General features: G+C 51.3%; 19 protein-coding genes. 10 read left to right on the top strand and 9 right to left on the bottom strand.

Features of this window, described 5'->3' with window-relative positions; translation table 11 throughout:
• Window positions 1-9: 9 nt before the first annotated feature.
• From rpsD to AC2FJF_RS06285, 5 genes are all read right to left on the bottom strand, one after another.
• The gene (rpsD, locus tag AC2FJF_RS06305) at window positions 10-630 is read right to left on the bottom strand and encodes a 30S ribosomal protein S4 (protein ID WP_496723939.1); all 621 of its coding nucleotides are present in this window, start codon (window positions 628-630) and stop codon (window positions 10-12) included.
• Between the two features lie 200 nt (window positions 631-830).
• The gene (locus AC2FJF_RS06300; protein WP_496723937.1) at window positions 831-1,331 is read right to left on the bottom strand and encodes a hypothetical protein; all 501 of its coding nucleotides are present in this window, start codon (window positions 1,329-1,331) and stop codon (window positions 831-833) included.
• 416 nt (window positions 1,332-1,747) lie between these two features.
• Complete coding sequence (locus AC2FJF_RS06295; protein ID WP_496723936.1) at window positions 1,748-2,443, bottom strand: hypothetical protein; 696 nt, start codon at window positions 2,441-2,443, stop codon at window positions 1,748-1,750.
• A gap of 416 nt (window positions 2,444-2,859) precedes the next feature.
• Entirely contained in the window at window positions 2,860-3,477 is a 618-nt protein-coding gene (locus tag AC2FJF_RS06290; protein WP_496723934.1) for an exonuclease domain-containing protein, read from the bottom strand.
• A 19-nt stretch (window positions 3,478-3,496) separates the two neighbouring features.
• Window positions 3,497-3,793, bottom strand: a complete 297-nt coding sequence (locus tag AC2FJF_RS06285; protein ID WP_496723932.1) for a hypothetical protein — start codon at window positions 3,791-3,793, stop codon at window positions 3,497-3,499.
• Between the two features lie 367 nt (window positions 3,794-4,160).
• Here AC2FJF_RS06285 and AC2FJF_RS06280 point away from each other — a divergent pair, with 367 nt between their 5' ends.
• From AC2FJF_RS06280 to AC2FJF_RS06240, 9 genes are all read left to right on the top strand, one after another.
• Window positions 4,161-5,819 (top strand): TadE/TadG family type IV pilus assembly protein, encoded by a 1,659-nt coding sequence (locus AC2FJF_RS06280; RefSeq protein ID WP_496723930.1) that lies wholly within the window; start codon window positions 4,161-4,163, stop codon window positions 5,817-5,819.
• Entirely contained in the window at window positions 5,819-6,349 is a 531-nt protein-coding gene (locus AC2FJF_RS06275) for a TadE/TadG family type IV pilus assembly protein (protein ID WP_496723928.1), read from the top strand. Before AC2FJF_RS06280 ends, AC2FJF_RS06275 begins: the two co-directional genes overlap by 1 nt.
• Window position 6,350: 1 nt before the next feature.
• Entirely contained in the window at window positions 6,351-6,908 is a 558-nt protein-coding gene (locus tag AC2FJF_RS06270; protein ID WP_496723926.1) for a TadE/TadG family type IV pilus assembly protein, read from the top strand.
• A gap of 300 nt (window positions 6,909-7,208) precedes the next feature.
• Window positions 7,209-7,943, top strand: coding sequence for a hypothetical protein (locus AC2FJF_RS06265; protein WP_496723924.1), 735 nt, complete (start codon window positions 7,209-7,211; stop codon window positions 7,941-7,943).
• 370 nt (window positions 7,944-8,313) lie between these two features.
• On the top strand, window positions 8,314-8,571 hold the full coding sequence (locus tag AC2FJF_RS06260; protein WP_496723922.1) for a YjhX family toxin: 258 nt from the start codon (window positions 8,314-8,316) through the stop codon (window positions 8,569-8,571).
• Window positions 8,572-8,596: 25 nt separating this feature from the next.
• Window positions 8,597-9,103, top strand: coding sequence for a GNAT family N-acetyltransferase (locus tag AC2FJF_RS06255; protein WP_496724574.1), 507 nt, complete (start codon window positions 8,597-8,599; stop codon window positions 9,101-9,103).
• Window positions 9,104-9,365: 262 nt separating this feature from the next.
• The gene (locus AC2FJF_RS06250; RefSeq protein WP_496723920.1) at window positions 9,366-10,256 is read left to right on the top strand and encodes a DMT family transporter; all 891 of its coding nucleotides are present in this window, start codon (window positions 9,366-9,368) and stop codon (window positions 10,254-10,256) included.
• Window positions 10,257-10,299: 43 nt separating this feature from the next.
• A complete protein-coding gene (locus tag AC2FJF_RS06245; RefSeq protein ID WP_496723918.1) occupies window positions 10,300-10,632 on the top strand; it encodes a protein tyrosine phosphatase family protein in 333 nt (110 codons plus the stop codon).
• A 44-nt stretch (window positions 10,633-10,676) separates the two neighbouring features.
• Window positions 10,677-11,372, top strand: a complete 696-nt coding sequence (locus AC2FJF_RS06240; protein WP_496723916.1) for a glutathione S-transferase family protein — start codon at window positions 10,677-10,679, stop codon at window positions 11,370-11,372.
• On the opposite strand, the gene AC2FJF_RS06235 is transcribed toward AC2FJF_RS06240, so the two are convergent.
• On the bottom strand, window positions 11,359-11,949 hold the full coding sequence (locus AC2FJF_RS06235; protein ID WP_496723914.1) for a TetR/AcrR family transcriptional regulator: 591 nt from the start codon (window positions 11,947-11,949) through the stop codon (window positions 11,359-11,361). The genes AC2FJF_RS06240 and AC2FJF_RS06235 overlap by 14 nt on opposite strands.
• 138 nt (window positions 11,950-12,087) lie before the next feature.
• Between AC2FJF_RS06235 and AC2FJF_RS06230 the strand changes: the two genes are divergently transcribed.
• The gene (locus tag AC2FJF_RS06230) at window positions 12,088-12,450 is read left to right on the top strand and encodes a TrmO family methyltransferase domain-containing protein (protein WP_496724572.1); all 363 of its coding nucleotides are present in this window, start codon (window positions 12,088-12,090) and stop codon (window positions 12,448-12,450) included.
• 768 nt (window positions 12,451-13,218) lie between these two features.
• On the opposite strand, the gene AC2FJF_RS06225 is transcribed toward AC2FJF_RS06230, so the two are convergent.
• Genes AC2FJF_RS06225 through AC2FJF_RS06215 form a run of 3 tightly spaced genes read right to left on the bottom strand, consistent with a single transcriptional unit; the run spans window position 13,219 to window position 18,321 of the window.
• Window positions 13,219-15,108: a TniQ family protein gene (locus tag AC2FJF_RS06225; RefSeq protein WP_496723912.1), complete on the bottom strand. Its 1,890-nt coding sequence runs from the start codon at window positions 15,106-15,108 to the stop codon at window positions 13,219-13,221.
• Window positions 15,062-16,063: a TniB family NTP-binding protein gene (locus AC2FJF_RS06220; RefSeq protein ID WP_496723910.1), complete on the bottom strand. Its 1,002-nt coding sequence runs from the start codon at window positions 16,061-16,063 to the stop codon at window positions 15,062-15,064. Before AC2FJF_RS06220 ends, AC2FJF_RS06225 begins: the two co-directional genes overlap by 47 nt.
• On the bottom strand, window positions 16,060-18,321 hold the full coding sequence (locus AC2FJF_RS06215; protein ID WP_496723908.1) for a TnsB C-terminal domain-containing protein: 2,262 nt from the start codon (window positions 18,319-18,321) through the stop codon (window positions 16,060-16,062). The genes AC2FJF_RS06220 and AC2FJF_RS06215 overlap by 4 nt, the downstream gene beginning before the upstream one ends.
• Window positions 18,322-18,325: the final 4 nt, after the last annotated feature.

Raw genomic sequence — 18,325 nt, 5'->3', positions numbered from 1 at the left:
TCGGCGAGATTAGTTCTTCGCGTAGAATTCGACGACCAGGTTCGGTTCCATGACGACCGGGTAAGGTACATCGCCCAGGCCCGGCGCGCGAACGAAGGTCGCGGTCATTTTCGAGTGGTCGGCGTCAATGTAGTCAGGCACGTCACGCTCGGCCAGAGCAACGGCTTCAAGAACAACAGCCAGTTGCTTGGACTTGTCGCGCACTTCGATCACGTCACCTTCTTTGACACGGTAGCTGGGGATGTTGACCCGCTGGCCGTTCACTTTGACGTGGCCGTGGTTCACGAACTGACGTGCAGCAAAAACGGTTGCAACGAACTTAGCGCGGTAGACAACAGCGTCCAGACGACGCTCCAGCAGACCGATCAGGTTTTCACCGGTGTCGCCGTTCACACGCACGGCTTCGGCGTAGATGCGGCGGAACTGCTTCTCGGTCAGGTCGCCATAGTAGCCCTTCAGCTTCTGCTTGGCGCGCAGCTGCAGACCGAAGTCCGACAGTTTGCCCTTGCGCCGCTGGCCGTGCTGGCCGGGGCCATATTCGCGACGGTTGACCGGGGATTTCGGACGACCCCAGATGTTTTCCCCCATCCGGCGGTCAATTTTGTACTTGGCAGACGTGCGTTTGGTCACGGCTGATCTCCTTCTTTAGGTCGAGGCCCACACAGGCCACTATGAAGGGCGTTGTCCTCTTGAGGTTTCCCCCATGACAGGAATCCCCTTGCGGGGTCCACCAACACCAATGAAGCCGCGCTTATATCCGCAGAACTGGCGGAGTCAACACGGCTATGGTTTTTTTGCTATGTGCGAATGCAGGCAGCCTGATTGGAACTTTAGTCTGCTACGCTTCGGACGCCCGCAACTGCGTTTTCCCAACCCTTATCCATCGGCGACCGCGTCGGGAAAGCGACAACGGTTTGGTCCGTGAGGCTGGAATTGCTTTCGCTTTCAAACTCGGTATACGCACTGACCCAGAATTCCTGATCGCGCGCCGGATACCCATTTTCAAAAACCAGCGTTGGATCTGCCTCTCCGGCGACCGAAAACAATAGCGCCGTGTACTTTTGCGCGCCATTGGTCAGAACGATACGACCCAGTGCTCCGTCTGCCAGATTCGGCAACGGCGCTATTCTGCTTAGCACTTTTGATGCGTATGCTTCGGCCTGGCCCGACAACACAAGGCCCTGCTCGGCCGGACTGGCCAACGAAAGGGCCTGCCCTCGCCACGACCAAGCGGCTCCTACTTTCAAAAAAGACTGAGGCGCCGCCTCAAGTCCGTTTAACTCTGTCTGCGTCCACGAAATGGATATGCGACCGCTGTCCCCGGCTGTCATTGTATCCGCCTGTACCTTTCAACAAATCACTGCTTACTACACCTACTTATCAGGACAGAATCTGGCGGAAAAGAGACCGAAGTGCAGCAATCACGTAAATGTTTCCGGTGTGTCAAGTCAAACTGATACTAAAAGTGAAAATAATTCAACCTTAGATTGTTTCTGACAAATGGCGACACACTAGTCTCAAGAAAGATCAAAGCGATTCTCTACTCAAACATTTGTTTTTTAATTGCAAATTAAGCCTAGGGTATTCGCCCTTCATGTACCACCAATTCCACGCGGTATTTTGGGAACCATGATATTCCGCTTCATCCAATGCTATCTGTGCATCCGATTTGAGCCGTCCGATCGTTGCATTACAGCAACTAAATTGGGCAGCGGTGCCAATCTGGGCCTGCCCCTACTTCAACTCATCAATGGGTGTCATTCGACTGCTTCAGCTTGTCCAAGTAAGCTCGTTTCGCGGCCGCCACCTCTTCATCGCTCAAATTCGACCGATTCAGGTCCAGAAAATAGTCCGCGCCACCTGCAGGCTGGACGTTCCGATTGTCACTTGTGATGAGCCTGTCGGATCTCACATTCAGAATGGACAGTGTCTTGATCAACGCGAAATCGTGATCGCCCAGCCCAGAAACGTTGACAGATTCGACCTCGGCGCGCGGTGAAACCACCTCTTTCACGCGGCGCACCACCATCTCAAGATCTGCACCCTGTTGCAACGCCTTGCCGTACTGTGACAGATCCTCGCGGATTCTATGGCTGCGAAGGTTTTGCCAATATGTAATTCTGATCCAATCAGCCGCGTTTCTGGTCGTAAATAGAAAGATAATGCGATCCCCGGCATCAGTCAGGCGCAAGACCTCATCCAACAGAGTTTTGGCAAGAACGTGCGTTTGCTCATATGACCAAACCCCTTTGCGACCGGGGATCAAACCAGCGAATTCTTCATTGCTGATCAGCAGGGGTTTGCCACCATGGTCCGCAAAAGGCTTCAGCGCCTCGCGAACGATTGCTCCGAAATTGCGAAGGGTGCGATCCTTGGGGGCGACCGCATACCGCCGCGCGGCCAGGCTGGCTTCTTGCAAGTCATCAGGCAAAAGAACATTCACGCGATCTTTCAGGTATCCCCGATTTTTCGAGAGCGTCTTTTGCAAGGTCGTTGTGCCCGTTTTATGAAAACCTTGATGAATTACGACCTTCAAAACATAACGTCCCGTTCGTCCTTGGCCTGCGTGCTGTTGGGCTTTCAAAAAAATGCCAAACCTGCTCAACACAGGTTTGGCGCTTCTTTGGTCAGACCAATTTGAATGTAAAATGACCCATAGTTTGCCCATTTGGCAAACACTTTTGGCATGCAAATCATAGCCTTAACCGAGACCCATCTTTGAATGTTACTCTTTGGCGCCCATAAAATACACATAGCATGCACATTAAATCTAAATACTATTTCTCATGAAATTTGAGCCCTCAGTTTGAGCTGATGGTTGTTTTAATGCCTTACGGCCCACGAAGTCGCCCTCTCGCACTACTGAAAATCAAAGACCAACTGCTGTGAGGCATTCAGCAGCCCGATTTTTCGCCCCATTGAAGCTTCTGCTTTCAAAGTAACTTCGGCAGCAGCACGTGCATCTTCCCCGGCATCATGGTGTTTGAATTGAAGCCCTAACACCTTCTTGAGATTGGCCAGACCATGCCCACCATTGCCCCCCAACTCCGGCCAGGCTTGGCGAGCGATGGTAACGCTGTCTGACCATACCGACTTCAACACTTGAAGTCCTGCAAGTCGGCACGCTGCGTCAAAGGCTTTCTCATCGTAACGGCTATGTTGAATAAGCGGATTTGCATTAAGAACCGGACGCAGGTCTGGCAGTACTTCTGCAAATTTGGGGGCGTTTTTGACAGTCGCAGCATCAATGCCATGCAATCGGGTGTTGCCTGCAGCGAATGGCGTGCAGGGATCGATGTATGCACTATAAGTTACAATTGAGCTGTCAAACCCAACAAAAGCGAGGCCAATTTGACAGATGCTCGCGATATCGTACCCGGCAGTCTCGACGTCCACAGCTATGAACCTAGGGTTGTCGCTCAGCGGTTCGACCTGATTGAAACAGGTTGGTAAAGACAAAGATGCAGCAATGGCCATGATAACGACTTTCACACGCTCACTGACTGATGCAAAGCCCGACCAGTAGCTGAGCAAAGCAGCCAGGCTTCTTTTCCTGACCACGCAGCACATGATAGCAGTCATTGGTACAGATTGTAGCGAACAGCGTAAGAGAGCCCGACCTGCTCATTCGACATAGCGCAGCGAAGGTCGGATTTTTCATGGGGTTGGCCACAAATGCGGCTCGAATCGCGGCCATCATCGCGTCCTGAGGCCCTTGTTCTTGCGCCTTGCTGGATGCCATCACCAGCTTGGAGGCAGGCGTGTTTCTATGTTTGTTTGCATAGTCTACCATCTGCGCGTTGCCCTTGGTGCTGACCGCAGCGCTGCAGAGTGCTCTGCCAGATGGGATGAATGGCCGTTTTCAAGAAGGCAGCCCCATTTTTGAAGCCTCTATATTAACCAGACATTAATGAATCGTTTTTTTCCATAAAAGATAATCCCTCCAAATGGCCAGTAGGCCGCCGCATTTTTGACATATTCAAATCACAGAGTTTATAGAGATGCTCTCAGTTAAAAAATAAACCTAATTCCAAAGACTTAGAGGGATTCTGAGTCAATGTCCTAGTAAATGTTTCCGTAATTGCAATACCTGCAATTGCGAGCCTTCCCCTAATAGAAATGAACTTATGGCAGCTTTCCGCCGCTAAAGGAGGTTATAAATGCCTACGAATTTTGTAAAATCAACAAGCTCTAGCGTTTCTCCTGCATTCGGTGTGTGGAAAGGTGCTCGACGTCTTGCCCGCGACGAGGATGGCGCGCTTACTATATTCGCCCTATTTATGTTTGTGGCTATTGTCGCCTTTGTGGGAATTGGTATCGATTTCATGCGCCACGAGAGCGAACGTGCAAATTTGCAGTACACGCTGGATCGGTCTGTTTTGGCTGCGGCGGATCTTGATCAAAAGGCGGAACCAGGATCTGTCGTTCGTTCGTACCTAGAAAAGGCGGGCCTTCTGGAAAATCTGACCAATATCAATGTAGTCAACGACACTGGTTATCGAGAGGTGTCGGCGACAGCCCAATCTGAGATACAGACCCAATTCATGCACCTCTCTGGTGTTGATACATTGATCGCACCCGCAGCGAGCACTGCCGAGGAAAGCGTCGGTGCTGCCGAAATCTCAATCGTATTGGACGTTTCGACCTCGATCGACTTGTTTCAATTAAAAAATGCAACGAAAAACATCATCACAAAGATAGGAAAGAAAAACGGGCATTGGAGCAACGAAGTTTCGTTTTCCCTGATTCCGTATTCCAGCCAGGTTAACGCTGGCGCAGATTTGCTGAAATACTACAATGTCGACCGTTTTCATGGCCACTCGCATTGCGTCAACTTTATCGACAATGAATTTAGCAAGCCTGATCTTTCTCTGACCAGAGTGCTGGAGCAAACGGCTCATTTCGACCCTTACACCGAGACAAAAGAGCCGATTCAAAATCCCGTTTGCCCAATCCGCCCTGGATCAGCGATCCTGCCATTCCAAAACAATGAAACAGTGCTTCATGACTATGTCGATGGCTTGACCAAGCTAAGCAACCCAGTGGCAGACGAAGATTCTGGCCTGGACAACGGTGCAAATTGGGGCCTTATTTTACTGGATCCGAGCACACGCCCAGTCATCAATGGTCTGGCCACTCCTGTATCCGCAGATGGTGATGGTATCGTCCCGGAAGCATTCAAATACCGCCCAATGGATTACAATAGTAACGTTCTAAAAGTTCTGATCCTGGTGTCCGACGGGGACAACACCGATCAGCACATGCTCAACCCCTCGATGCGTACTACCTTGTCGGATTTGTGGTATAATGAGGAAGCCGATCGTTTCTCAGTCTTCCAATCAAATGGCACCCCTATGTATTGGTGGCCTCATGATAACAGCTGGCAGGATCACCCTTACGGCAACGGGGACTCACGTTGCACGACCAAAGGCAGCAAAACTTCATGCGTTAAAGAAGACGAGCCCGGCAAGTCGGTACAGTTGTCCTACGTTGAACTGCTGAACCTTGTGTCCTTGGAATACATCGAAAACAATATTTTCACCCAGTCGCCAAGTGCCTATGGGCAGTGGGAAAGCAGCGCGTTCAGCAAGAAAAATGCAGTAGCCAAGGATGCGCGCACCAAGCACGTATGCAAGGCAGCCAAAGATGAAGGCGTGATTGTCTTTAGTGTCAGCGTCAATGCCCCTGCGAACGGTCAAAAGGTGCTGCAAGGCTGCGCAAGCTCTGCCAGTCATTACTATGATGCATCGGCGCCTGACCTTACAGATGCCTTTACTTCAATCGCGTCCTCGGTTCGTATGTTGAGGTTGACACAATGATGCGCCGGATGTTCTCCGCTCTAACTGAGCTTCGCCGCAAGGAAGACGGCAATGTGACTGTCGAGTTTGTTATCATATTCCCTGCCGTGTTTTTCCTGGTTCTTTCGGGATTGGAGCTTGGCTTAGTAACACTGAAACATGCGCAACTGGAGCGGGCTGTCGACATGACCGTTCGCGACATTAGGCTGAACACCGGCATTAACCCACAGCATGACGATATTAAGGCGATTATCTGCAACCGAGCCGGTTTTATCAGCAATTGTGAAAACAGCTTGCGTCTAGAAATGATCCGTCAAGATCCATTTGCGTCCATAACAGTACCGACCATCCCTGACTGCACTGACTTGTCCGACGAGGTGCGCCCTGTGCGGACTTTTCAAAACGGCCTTGAGAACGAGTTGATGGTTCTTCGGGCCTGCGCCAAGATCAATCCCAGGTTCCCGACATCCGCTATGGGCAAGGCAATAGTTAACGAAGAAGGTCAATACGCTTTGACCGCTACAACCGTTTTCGTACAGGAGCCTAAATAGTATGAGGATTAACCGACTTTCGATACACTGTTCAAAACGATTCCTCGGCCGGGAAAACGGCTCGATTTCCGTCGAAGCCGTTCTTGTCATCCCAATCCTCTTTTGGGCGATCATGGCGGGTTATACATTTTTTGACGCTTATAGGCAGAATGCCTCGAACACCAAAGCAGCACATACGATCGGTGACCTAGTTTCTCGAGAAACTCGGGAGATCAATAGCGAATACATTGACTCGATGGTGGAAATGTTCAAATTAATGGTGGCAAATGATACGGATTTGAAAATTCGAATTTCGTTAGTTCTTTACGATGCAGCCAACGACAATCATTCGGTGAACTGGTCTGCAATTCGCGGCGAGTATGTTGAAAAGTTAACGGACGACAATATCGGTCTATATAAAGATCTTCTTCCCCCGATGTCGGATCAGAATACGCTTATTCTGGTTGAAACCTCCAACACGCTTGTCCCGATCTTTAGAGTAGGCTTAGACAATATCGAACTGAAAAACTTCATTTTCACCCGACCGCGCTTCGCAAACAATATTAAAGCGAACGTCTAAGTGCCTGAGCTCGGCAACGAAGGGTCCCCGTAGGTGCCACCAAGGCCCAAGCGTTACTCCCCCAGATCAACAGCGGCGGTTCGATCAAGGCGCAACGGAATCAACTAAAGAGCCCAAACTACTGAATGCTGCACTGCACACGATTGTCCGCTGTTACTTGGTCGCCAAAGCGCGTTGCTAGATTTTTCTTCCCATCAAGCTTGCTGATGCTACGAATAAGTTATGACAGATTTTTCGAATGAATTTTTTGGCCAGCCAGAACAGCAGGACCTGCAACGCAGGGCGGACCGTATTTGGACATTGGTCAAGAATGACCCGACTTATTCCTGCCATGGCCGCGCGGTGGGCCTTAGCGCGGAGAACGACATCGATTTGGTGAAGCAAATTGCGATGACTCGACTACAGGGCGTTTGCATGGCCGAAGGAACTCCTGTCGAAGCTGCCGATCGTAGGCGTGAAGGGCTTGAACAGCACGGTCTGAAAACGGATCAGTTCGTTGACTGGCAAGGGAGCGCAGCATCGCTTGAAGCCGCGGCCATGGTTTTGGCGTCGCGCAAGTTACCCGATGATCTCGAACTCGTGCGTGTAGATGCGCAAACACCAGGTGATGACTTGGCCAAATTGGATACGCTCACACAGGCATGTGGAGTCCTGCTTCCGATGGGCGCGTTCATCCGCGGGCTGAGACGCCCGAGCGTGTGTTTGTTGGCACGTGACCGCAAGGGGGAAGTCGTCGCGGCAACAGCAGCCGTTGCGCAGTTTCATCCTGATCACCGGAATGCCGATCAGGCTTGGTGGGGTATGCTAGCGACAGATGAATCGCGGCGGGGCGAGGGGATTGCCCTGATCATGGGCGCAAATTCAATGCTTGCTATGCGTGATCTCCATGGTCTTGGGACTTTTTTCACAGGGATCCGTGAAGGTAACGCGCCTTCTGAAGGTTTGTGCAGAAAATTGGAGATGGCGCCAACTAATGACGTGCATCTCATGGCGATAGACCCGGACGTGTTCGCAGCTGGGCGGTTGACCAAATAAGTCGTGTCCTAATTGCGTCTTTGGAGTATGCGACTGCTCCAAACTGAGCGACACAAGCCGACATTCCCAGAGCGAATTCAAACGGCAGCTTTGTCCCGCATCTTACCATTTTAAGCGTCGTGTAGCGAACGCCTGCTTCTCGGCAATGGATGCATTCCGCATGGTCTGTATTTACCTGAACCGATTCAGAGCCTAAGTGCTGACAGTGACTGGGGCAGCGGCCTCTCTCAATGGAGATTTTGTGAAAGAGTCCCGGGCCTAACGCCCGTTCCTGCCGACGCAAATTCAGGAACACCCACACTGATAGGCACACTCATGCGCGACGCTGAGTGGCCCGTTTGTTGTACTTTCGTAAAATCGAGACATCCCAATGAACATCTCAAAGCACGAGCAACGTGTTTTGCATGAACTCGCTTTAGGCGGCGAGATAAAATTCGTGCGCGCTGACAACGGCAAGGTCAAATCCGTACAGTGCTTCACACGTGACGGCTTCGTATTCTCAGCTTGCACCTTGGACGTATTCACGCGGCTCAAGGAAAAGCGCTTCATCAAATCCATCAAAGGCGGCCAATACCGCATCACCAAACTGGGCAACACATCCGTGCGCGCCCAAATGAACCAGACTTGAGGAAACACAAAAGAAAAACGATGACATTGACGCCATTCTAGACGTCCACCGATTGGCATTTGGCGAGGCCGAAGGCGAAGATATAGCTCAGCTCGCCAAGAGCATCCTTGACCATCCGGAGACGATTTCGATCAGTGCTGCACGGGACAGGAAACTCGCGGGTAATGTGCTGTTCACGCGATTTGTCTTTGCGGATCATCCCGATGCGACATGCTACCTGCTCGCACCGTGCGGCGTTGTTCCAGAATACCAAGGCCATGGCGTTGGAAAAGAAAACATGGAGACTGGCATCGAGCACCTCAGGTCCATCGGAACGGACGCAGTGTTCGTGTTGGGTGTCCCGACATTCTACCCGAGATACGGCTTTGTGCCGACCCAAAAGCAGGCACCTTATCCTGAATTGATGAGAGCGGCTGATGCTTGGATGGCTCTGGAGTTGACCTCAGGTATAGTCGAAAGACTGAGCGGCCCGACAAAGGCTATCCCACAATTCATGCATCCGCATTGGTGGGATACGTCACAACACGGTTGATGTCTGCATCGCCAGCAGAACCAGGCACTCGGTTTCAATGAACGAGTGCCTGGTTCGTCCCGCGATTGAAATCAACTCCACCAAATGCCGCAATTTCCCAATTTGAATGCTATCGCCATCCAATAATACGGTTAGATAAAAATCATACCAATTAGTATGATTTTTGTTGACTTGGTACTCACGCCAACATAATCACACTTGAAAGTATGATTATGAGTGGCCGAACTTCATTTGCTGCTCCTACAACGCAAAGGATACGGCAATGTCTGAAACAACAACCGCTCAACCAGGCAAGAACCTTCGATTCAAAGGAATGTTAATCGCGCTTGTCGGTGCAGCTCTGATGAGCCTCGACCCGGTGTTCATCCGGCTTTCTGGAGTCGATGAACTTGAAACCACATTCCTTTTTGGTTTGTTTACCGCAATTTCCATGGCTGTCGTCATTCAGGTAACTGACAAACGGGGTTTGTTCAAAGTCCTGATCGAAAGCGGGTGGCCTGTGATTGTCGCTGGCATTTTGATGTTGGCCAGCAGCACTGGCCTGGTCTTCGCCATTAAGAACACCTCTGTCGTCAATACCTTCGTAATTCTCAGTGCAATACCCGCCGTTGCAGCTCTGTTTGGTTGGATTTTCTTGCGCGAACGTGTCTCCAAGCAAACGACGTTTGCGATCATCGGGGTTATTGTCGGCATTGTCGTGGTTGTTTCCGGTTCTACCGGTGGCGGTGCCAGCAGTTTATACGGCGACTTGCTTGCCCTGTTTGCCGTTGCCGTTCTGGCCCTGATGCTGACATTGCTGCGCAAATTTCCGGACGTTAGCCGCATGGGCGCGGTAGGCTTCGGTGGCTTCCTCGTCGCAGTGGTCATGTTCTTCTTCACCGAACCATCCTCCTTCAGCACCAACACATGGCTGATCATGGGCGTGATGGGTCTTCTTACGGCCCCGTTTGGCCGTGTACTGTCGATGGTTGCGACTCGCTACGCCACAGCGACTGAAGTTTCGATGACCCTGATGCTGGAAACCGTTCTGGCACCAGTTTGGGCATACATTTTCTTCACTGAAGCGCCGGGTGCCAACAGTCTCGCCGGTGGCGCCATCATCTTGATCACCATCACTGCTTACACGCTGTATCTGGCGAAACAGAAGGACTGAAGCCGCAAAGTTTCAGTCCTCTTTATGATGACAGGAGTTCAAAATGGACATCAAACAGATCTCAGCCGACTTCAGCGTAAGCTCGCAAATTTTTGAGAATGACCCGACAGCCGTGAAAGACGCTGGATTCAAGGGGATCATTTGCAATCGGCCCGACGATGAGATTGCGGGGCAGCCCAGGTTTGCCGAGATAGACAAGGCAGCGAACAAACTTGGATTGGCTGCCCGCTATGTGCCCGTTCAGCCCAGCGCGGTAACGAGCGAAGATGTGGCTGCATTTATCAAAGCGCTCGGAGATCTCGAAAGCCCGGTTTTGGCGTTCTGTGGGTCGGGTATGCGCTCTGCCTCACTGTGGTCCCTGCTGCACGCAAAGTAACCACTGACTGAACTTCCTGACCAATTTCAAAGCAAGAGGTGACCATGACTAAATTTGAGATTGTAGGTTATGATTTTTGCCCATTCTGCCAACCCACCTTAATCACGCTCAAGGAAAAGGGCGCTGAGTTCAAGGTTACTTACATAGAGCCCGACAAAAAGCCGAAGTGGGTGTACCAGTTATCGCCGCAGGGCGCGACGCCGTTTCTATTGGTGAACGGTAAGCCGCTATTCGAGTCTGCTGCCATGAACGAGTTCGCCAACGACGCAACCAGTGGCGACCTGCATCCCGAGGATGCGTTCCAGAGAGCGCAGAATCGCATGTGGATTGGTCGCAGCTATGATCTGCTGGATCACATCTATGAATTGAAAACCGCCAACGAACAGGTTGTGTTTGAAGTTGAAAAAGAGAAGCTGAGAGCCAAACTCTGCACGATTGACGAGGCTTTGGGCGATAACACGTATTTTAACGGGGGCGATTTCAGCCTGGTAGATACAGCGTTTGCACCTTCACTCCGAGCCATCGTGATGCTGGATGAACATTTCTCGACGGGCATACTATCTGAATTACAAAACATCGCTCGTTGGTCCAACAACGTCCTAAAAAGGCCATCGGTTCGGACGTCAGTTGTTGAACACTTTGAAGCCAATTCAGTGGCAAAAATCGCTGCTAGCGAAGCGTTCGTGGTTCGCTATCGCACGGTTAAGGCGGTGTGCGCACTGAACCCTAAGACTGATTAGAGTTAGCCAATACCATAGTCGTTGCGGCCTCCGCGAGCCGGACGATCTGCTGGTCGTTCGGCTGCCTTCTTCCAAGCAGAGCTTCATCCCGGTAGGCTGAAAGCATCGATGTATAAAGAAGTATCTCCTCGTGGGGGTCGGAAATGGACAGCCGTTTTTTGAAGAAATTATATAGTGCGGCATTTGTTTCATCAGGGGCCGCTGTAAAGAAAGTCTCTATGATCTCTGGCGATTTGACACTTTCTGCGGTCAGCAACCTAAAGACACGCATTGGTTCTTCTTGGATGTGCCAGCGGATAAATCCCTCTGCGAAGCCGACTAGCGCTTGTCGCGTATCAGAATGCTCAAGATGGCGAGTGAAGTCCGCATTGCTTGATTGTCCAAGGAACTTGATAGTTGTTCCAAACAATTCGATCTTGGATGGGAAGTAGCGATAGACGGTCTGCTTCGTCACGCCTGCTAGCGAAGCTATCCTGTCCATATTGGCGGCTTCATAGCCCGCCGAAAGAAATTCTTCCCTAGCAGCGTTCAGGATGGAGACGCGCTTCGCTTCTCTCTTTTCTTCCATCTTGCCCATACTGCAGTAACCACCCCCAATATTATCATCCCCATAAGTATGATAATATTGACTCCGGAGCAAGCGCAAGTTAATCATACCGTTCCGTATGATTATTAGAAAGTTCTCTAGATGCTTACCCTCAACCCAATTGGGTGAATCAAAACGCCCTACGAACGACTTGAAGATTGCCCGAACAATGTCGAGGCCGAAGGACCTGAATGTGAAGTCATCTTGTATCAAGAGTTTGCGCCGGGCTTGAAAGGTCTACGTGTCGGCCAATCGGTATTATTGTCATACTGGTTTGAATGTGTTGAAAGGCCTCTTGTTACACAAACCCGTGGACCAAAGGCCAACGGTAAGGAAGTTGGCACCTTTTCCCTACGTTCTCCGCATCGACTAAACCCAATTGCTGCCTCAACTGGTCCAATTCAGTGGATATCCGACGACAAACTTGGTGTGAGAGGGCTAGACTGCCTCAGCGGAACACAGCTCTTGGATATCAAGCCAGCGACAACATAAGCAATTTGATTTCCGGAATGCCGTTATTCGCGTAGCCGCAGCAAGAGCTTACTTTGGCGGCACTGCCGACAATGACCTAGATCGAAGCGAAAGACCAGTTTGGGTCAGAAATAATTGACGTTTGGGCCAAACAGCTGGATGTGGCCATTTGATGGAATGCGGATATTCCGCCGCATTGAAACAAATATGCGCGGTGTTGAAGATCGGCCAAACACCCGTTTCAGCTCGTCACCCTGGATGCTCTATTCACTCTACATGAGACCTTCACACTGCTACATCTTTTGGAGTGCCCGCAGCAAACAAACGGAAAGAAAGTCCGATCACAGACTTTGAAAGAGAATATGCCTTTGCGGGCGACATGGACGCGTAGTTCCGACTCATCAAAGAAGCGTTTGAAAGCGGAGATGAGCAAAAATTTGAGCACGCGCTTCGCGCCGTATGTGACGCGAGAGATAGCCTTCGTCGCGGAATTCTCAACATGGTAAGCCGCTCAATGTACAACCTATGTGTAGATAGTGGACCCAAATTAGAACGAAATGGGCAAACTATGGGTCATTTCACAGAAACCGACTGTTCCGTTGGGCATAAATAACCCATAATCGGCAGCCCCCAAAAACCAAAACATTGTTTTTTATATACATTTAGTATCACCCTTGATTATGCTGCGGCCACTTCGCCCATCTTGACAACTCATTGTCGCCCACAAAAAAATTTGGGCCACAAAAAAGCCGCCCCGAAGGGCGGCTGTTACTCCAGCTTTTTGTTCTTCTAGAATTCTGAGGTTCTGTAGAGCTCCACTCCCGCCGCTTTGGGTTCCCAAACTGGCAAGATCCCTCGAGATTTTAACTTCCTTCGGGCTTCCGGAACTGTTGTTGCCATTCTCGTCGCAACGTCGGTAATCTTTTGATAGTCCACCTTGAAACGGTCCACGCTAGCAGGGCTAACAAGATCGCGCATCTGCCCCATGTGTCTAGCTTGTCCGCAAATTGTCAGAACCGGTTCCATTCCGTCTGGTGGAGTTCGAAGAAGGAAGTCGACTGAGGTGGCAGAAAAGCCAAGCTTTCGCGCGACATCCGAAATCGATTTCCCGGGAGAACCGGTTTGACAACCGAGTTTTTCACCCACTTCTGCCACGTCAACAAGTACAGATTGGTAACGCAGTTCTTCGTCGAGAAGCTCAACTCCAGTTAGTTGCCTTTGGAGCAACAGTTCGACAATCTTGACAGCGGGCACTTTCAAGGCTTCAGCCGCATTGGCAATTCCCAACATACGCTCTGAGGGCTCAGAAATGGGCTGTCCGAAACTTCGCAAGCGATTCACAAAACTGTCCAGGTCGTTGGCGTCAACTCCCTGAGCAATGCTCCTTCGGCCATCTCTACAGCCCGCGATTGGTTTAAGCATCCCAGCTTCGATGAGCTGCGTCACTTGGGGCCGTTTGCAGCCTAGGTATTTTGGAACCTCTGAAATCGGAACCGAACGCCGCATCCTGCTGAGAAGGTCTTCAGAACGAGCAACGTCAATGGCTCCGAAATCCCGTTTCGCGTCATAGTCCGCAGGCAGCAGATCGGCGACCATCAGCGCATTTCGAACTGTTCTGGGGTGCACACCAAACTTCTGGCTCAGTGACACTACAGAATGACGCCGCCGCTGCAAAACGGGTTCTCCAAACAGAATCGTCCCCGCACCAATTGGCATGGTTTCCAGAATATGTTCACGGAAAACCTCCCGAAATGGCCCAATCGGTTTTCGGTTTTTTTTGAACTGAATCCACTTATAAAGAACACCGAACACACCTTGCGGCCCGGCTTGGACCTTGGAGCATGGCGTCTTCTTCTGCACCGCTTCAAGCCCTTCTCGAACGCCTTCAGGGCCACATCGAGTAAACTCGTACCCAACCGCCCCGGCCAAGTCCCAATCCGCTTGCGATAGATTTGGAAGATTTGCATTTGGACCAAATGCGATACACGCACCGAGCATTTCAGATGTACGTGAGGCTAGATCAATCAGCTGCCCATCTAGCCACTCTGGCCCAGGGCGTCCTTCAAGTCTGGCTTCAAGGTAAGATTGCAATTCAGAGACGCGCCTCTGTTTCCCAATTTCGGCCAGCTTCGCCAACCGCGCTTCGTCTGGCATATGGGCAGCCAAGTCCAGAAAGAGATTACCTCGGCCTCTCCCAGGCTCTCGGACCAAAGAAACGGAATGAACGGGACAAGTTCTCACAGGTGAAAAAGCCCAATTGATCTTCCCAACCGGCATTCTCAACGACTGATGGCAGTCCGAGATGTCGTTCAAGATGCATTGCGGGCAATAACTTACCCGATTGCCCGCAACGAATTCTGAATGAAACTCTTCATCTCGATGTTTGTAGTAGCGAAAGGCAAGCTGTGTGTATCCGCCCTGAGTAAGTCGCTCCGCAGGAATGCCGGTCAGCTGGCGCATCTGCTCAACCGCGTTGTCTCGGGTCCTTGCGAGGTCCTGAAGCGGAATACGTACAAAAGAAGAAAACTCTTTCGCAGACATATCACATTGAACACGGGCGAACCGGCTGACCCATGAAACAAAGCTCTCACCTGGCAAAATGGGCATCATTGGCAAAATTGTACTCAATGAATCAACCCCGTCCAACTTGCTGATGTTGCCGCCGGGTTCGTTCTGCATCAAACTCTTCGGCGTCGCTATCGATCTCCAGCGCTGCCCAATCATTGATCTCGAACACGTTTTGATCCCAAGAACAGCCTTCTTGGATGCTCCAAGCTTCAGCAAAGTGAGATCGCTTCAAACAGCAGCTCTCTTCGTAGAGGGCTTGTTCGATGGCCGCGAGGATAGTCTCGATTGCTCTTCCGAACAGACCCCGGCTGCCATGGATAAGTCGCGTCAGTGTATCCGGTTCGATGTCGGGTCGGATGCCGGCCATCAGACAGTATGTATCAATCAAGCCTTGAAGGTTTTGTTCGTGGTGGCCCACGACGAGCGGTCGAGACATGATTTTTCTGAACCGTCGGTCGACTTGCTGATCATAACGCGCCACCTCAAGAAGCCGGTCAGTACCACTGAGAACAAGGACTACTGCTTGGTCTCCTTGCATCAACGATTTCAGCGTTTTGAGCATGTCGTCAATCTCACGTGCTGAGCGTGACAGGAAAACGTCTTGGGCTTCATCGATCCAAAGCACGACGATGCCCAACAACGACAAGCGATGCCTCACGACACGCCAGATGTCCCAAGCGGGGGCCCGCTCTGAAACGTCGTTCATTCCAAGTTCTCCGAGAATGGCGCGGCCCAGGCTTTTGAGTGTCGCTGGACTTGGCACCTGAATGCGGATGTACCGAGGCAAGTCCTGCTCTGTCGCCGCTTGCAACGCCGGGTGGCGACTCAGGACCCTGTGAACCGCGGTAGTTTTGCCATCCCCCGGCTTTGCAACAACCATAAGCCCCCTGGCCTCAAGCCCTCCTGCATGGAGTTCCGGAGCAGGCAACCTACCACCTTGCTGGTCGGGTTGAAGCAAACGGTCAAGTTCACGCGTAATTTGGTGGTGCCGATTGTTTGTGAAGTACTTGGCCCGCAACGACTGCATAACAGTCTGAGGATCGATAACTGGGTTGGTCTGGTTCATTTGTCACCCTCCTCGTCGCTCTCCCAAACATCTTTTTCAACGAGTGGATGACGGTCCTGGTTACCCTCGTCCTCGGACAAGTAGTTCGGTTTTTTCGGAGCAACGGTAGTGCCAAATTGCGTTGGCCCCTGTTCCAGCCGTGTCTCAGACGAGGAAACGGTGAATCCGACAAACAGTTCCTTTTCCAACGCCTCCATGCGTGACTCAGAGTAGACCTGTGAAACCAGACCGAACTCGAGCGATTTTTTGAGGTTCATTGCGTCAATGGCTTCAAGCGCATTTGCGACGACATTTTGCTCCCACGCGCTTTGGCGCGGTTCAGCACTCTTCATCTTGCGTCGAGCTGCAACCCACTGTTGTGCATGAACACTGTCGAATTCATCGTAAACCGCTGGCACTTCATGCCAGTGTTCCCCAAGCTTCACAGAGATCGTCCCAATATTCTCAGGCAACCAGCTGACTTGCAGATCCTGCTTGCCACGATGCGCAAACCACTCCGCCAATTGCTCTGAGTGATACTGAACACCCAAAACTGTGACACCTGATTTGCTCAGGGTCCGTTCAAGTTTCTTTCCAAAAATCAGCCACCTCTTGCGCATATCAGGCGCTGCCTGAGCGGGGAAGTTGCCGTCCGCGATGTCTTTGTTCCACTGCTCGAGCGGTGTCCGGCCGTGCAGACCTTCATGAGGTGTATTATGGTAAACGTCCACAATCCAGCGTACCAGCGCAAAGCACAGATCTTCTGTGTTCAAGCAGGTGCGCTCCTCTGTCGGATGATCTCCGCGTTCAACCGAATTCGAAAACGTGCGACCATGAAGTCGGGCGGCAAGCCCCGTCGATGCAGTCTTGAAAAACCTTTCGACTGTTCCGCGCATACCAGGCATGCCGGCGATAGTTTTTTCGACGGTAATACCCAGATCCAGGCAAGTGCTGATGAACTCTTGAGATTTGAATGCAGCTCCATTGTCAGTAACAAGGACTTCCGGCAAACCAAACATGTCCCAAGCCGCTTCGGCGCCTACGGCATCCACCCATGCACCTTTATCCTGTACCGCCATTTGCAAGCAATCGATTGCTGTGGCGGATTTAGGGTTCTTCGTCAGCTTCATCGCAAGAATGCAGCGGCTGCGGCAATCAATAATGACAGACAACCACCAACGTGTGCTCTTTGCCCCCTTTTCACCAAGCAAACCGAGGTCCTCAAGCTCTTTCAGGGTCAAAAGTTCGCCGAGACGTGTACTAGAAACCAGAGTGCGAAGATCGACCCGCCATTCGTCCATTTCGCACCGTTCAAGCGGCCGGGATGTCTCGATCCCTCGCCCAACTGGCTTGCACCGTTTCATCGCCTCGTCGTACCCGTACCGGTGCAGCAAAACTTCGAACTCACTGAAGCTCTTGATGCATTGACGCACCGCACTCCGACTAGGAACCCGAAGCGGGGTCAGACCCTCCTTTTTGCGATCTTCATTGACCTTTTCAAACGCCCTCTGAACGTCTTCTGTGGTTTTTACTTGAGTGGGACGGTTGAGATTGAAGTAACTATTTCGCGTTTCTGAATTGAGCAACTTCTGCTCTTCGGAGCTAAAATAGCTATACCGATTTCCGCGGTTGTGAACGCTATCGAGAAGACCAAGCTTGCCGTTTCGACGATATGCGGTCACCCACTTCCTCAGCGTGGTCGCATGGACGGGCTCAACGCTCCTTACAATCCGTCCGCCGCCCTGCCGACGCCGCCGCTTTCCAGACCGAATTTCTTCGTCGCGCATGCACTCTTCTGGGGTCCGCATCTCTTCCAAGGCAATTGTTGCGGCCAATTGACAAATTTCCGCCATACACTCCTTGATCGACTTGTCATTTGGTGAGACACGATCCTCGCTTTCCAGCTCCAGATAAGCGCTTACCAAGCTGTAGCGTTTCCAGAACCGCTCTTTCTGCTTTTCCGTCAAATCGAAAAGCGAGATAGAGTTATTGAAGTTTTGATTGCGATCCGCCTTGGGCAGGAAGTGGTTACGTTCATGCACAATTTCGCCAGAGGCGTTGCGACGGCTCAATTCTTCATAACCAAAAAACTCGGCAAGTCCTGATCCAGAAGTTGGGTAAAGGACATAGCCATTTGCCGTTTTGCCAGCCAACCGCATACGTTTCCCTGCAATCGTTACGCGGTCATACATCGAGATTTCAAAGCGGCTTTTTGTTGAAGTACTTGCGGTATTCTTCGCTTCAGCCATTTTCTTGATCAGATCATAGTGAACAGTCATGGGA

The organism is Ruegeria sp. CDSB013, from assembly GCF_059611165.1.
This window is presented reverse-complemented; position numbering and strand designations above follow the sequence as displayed.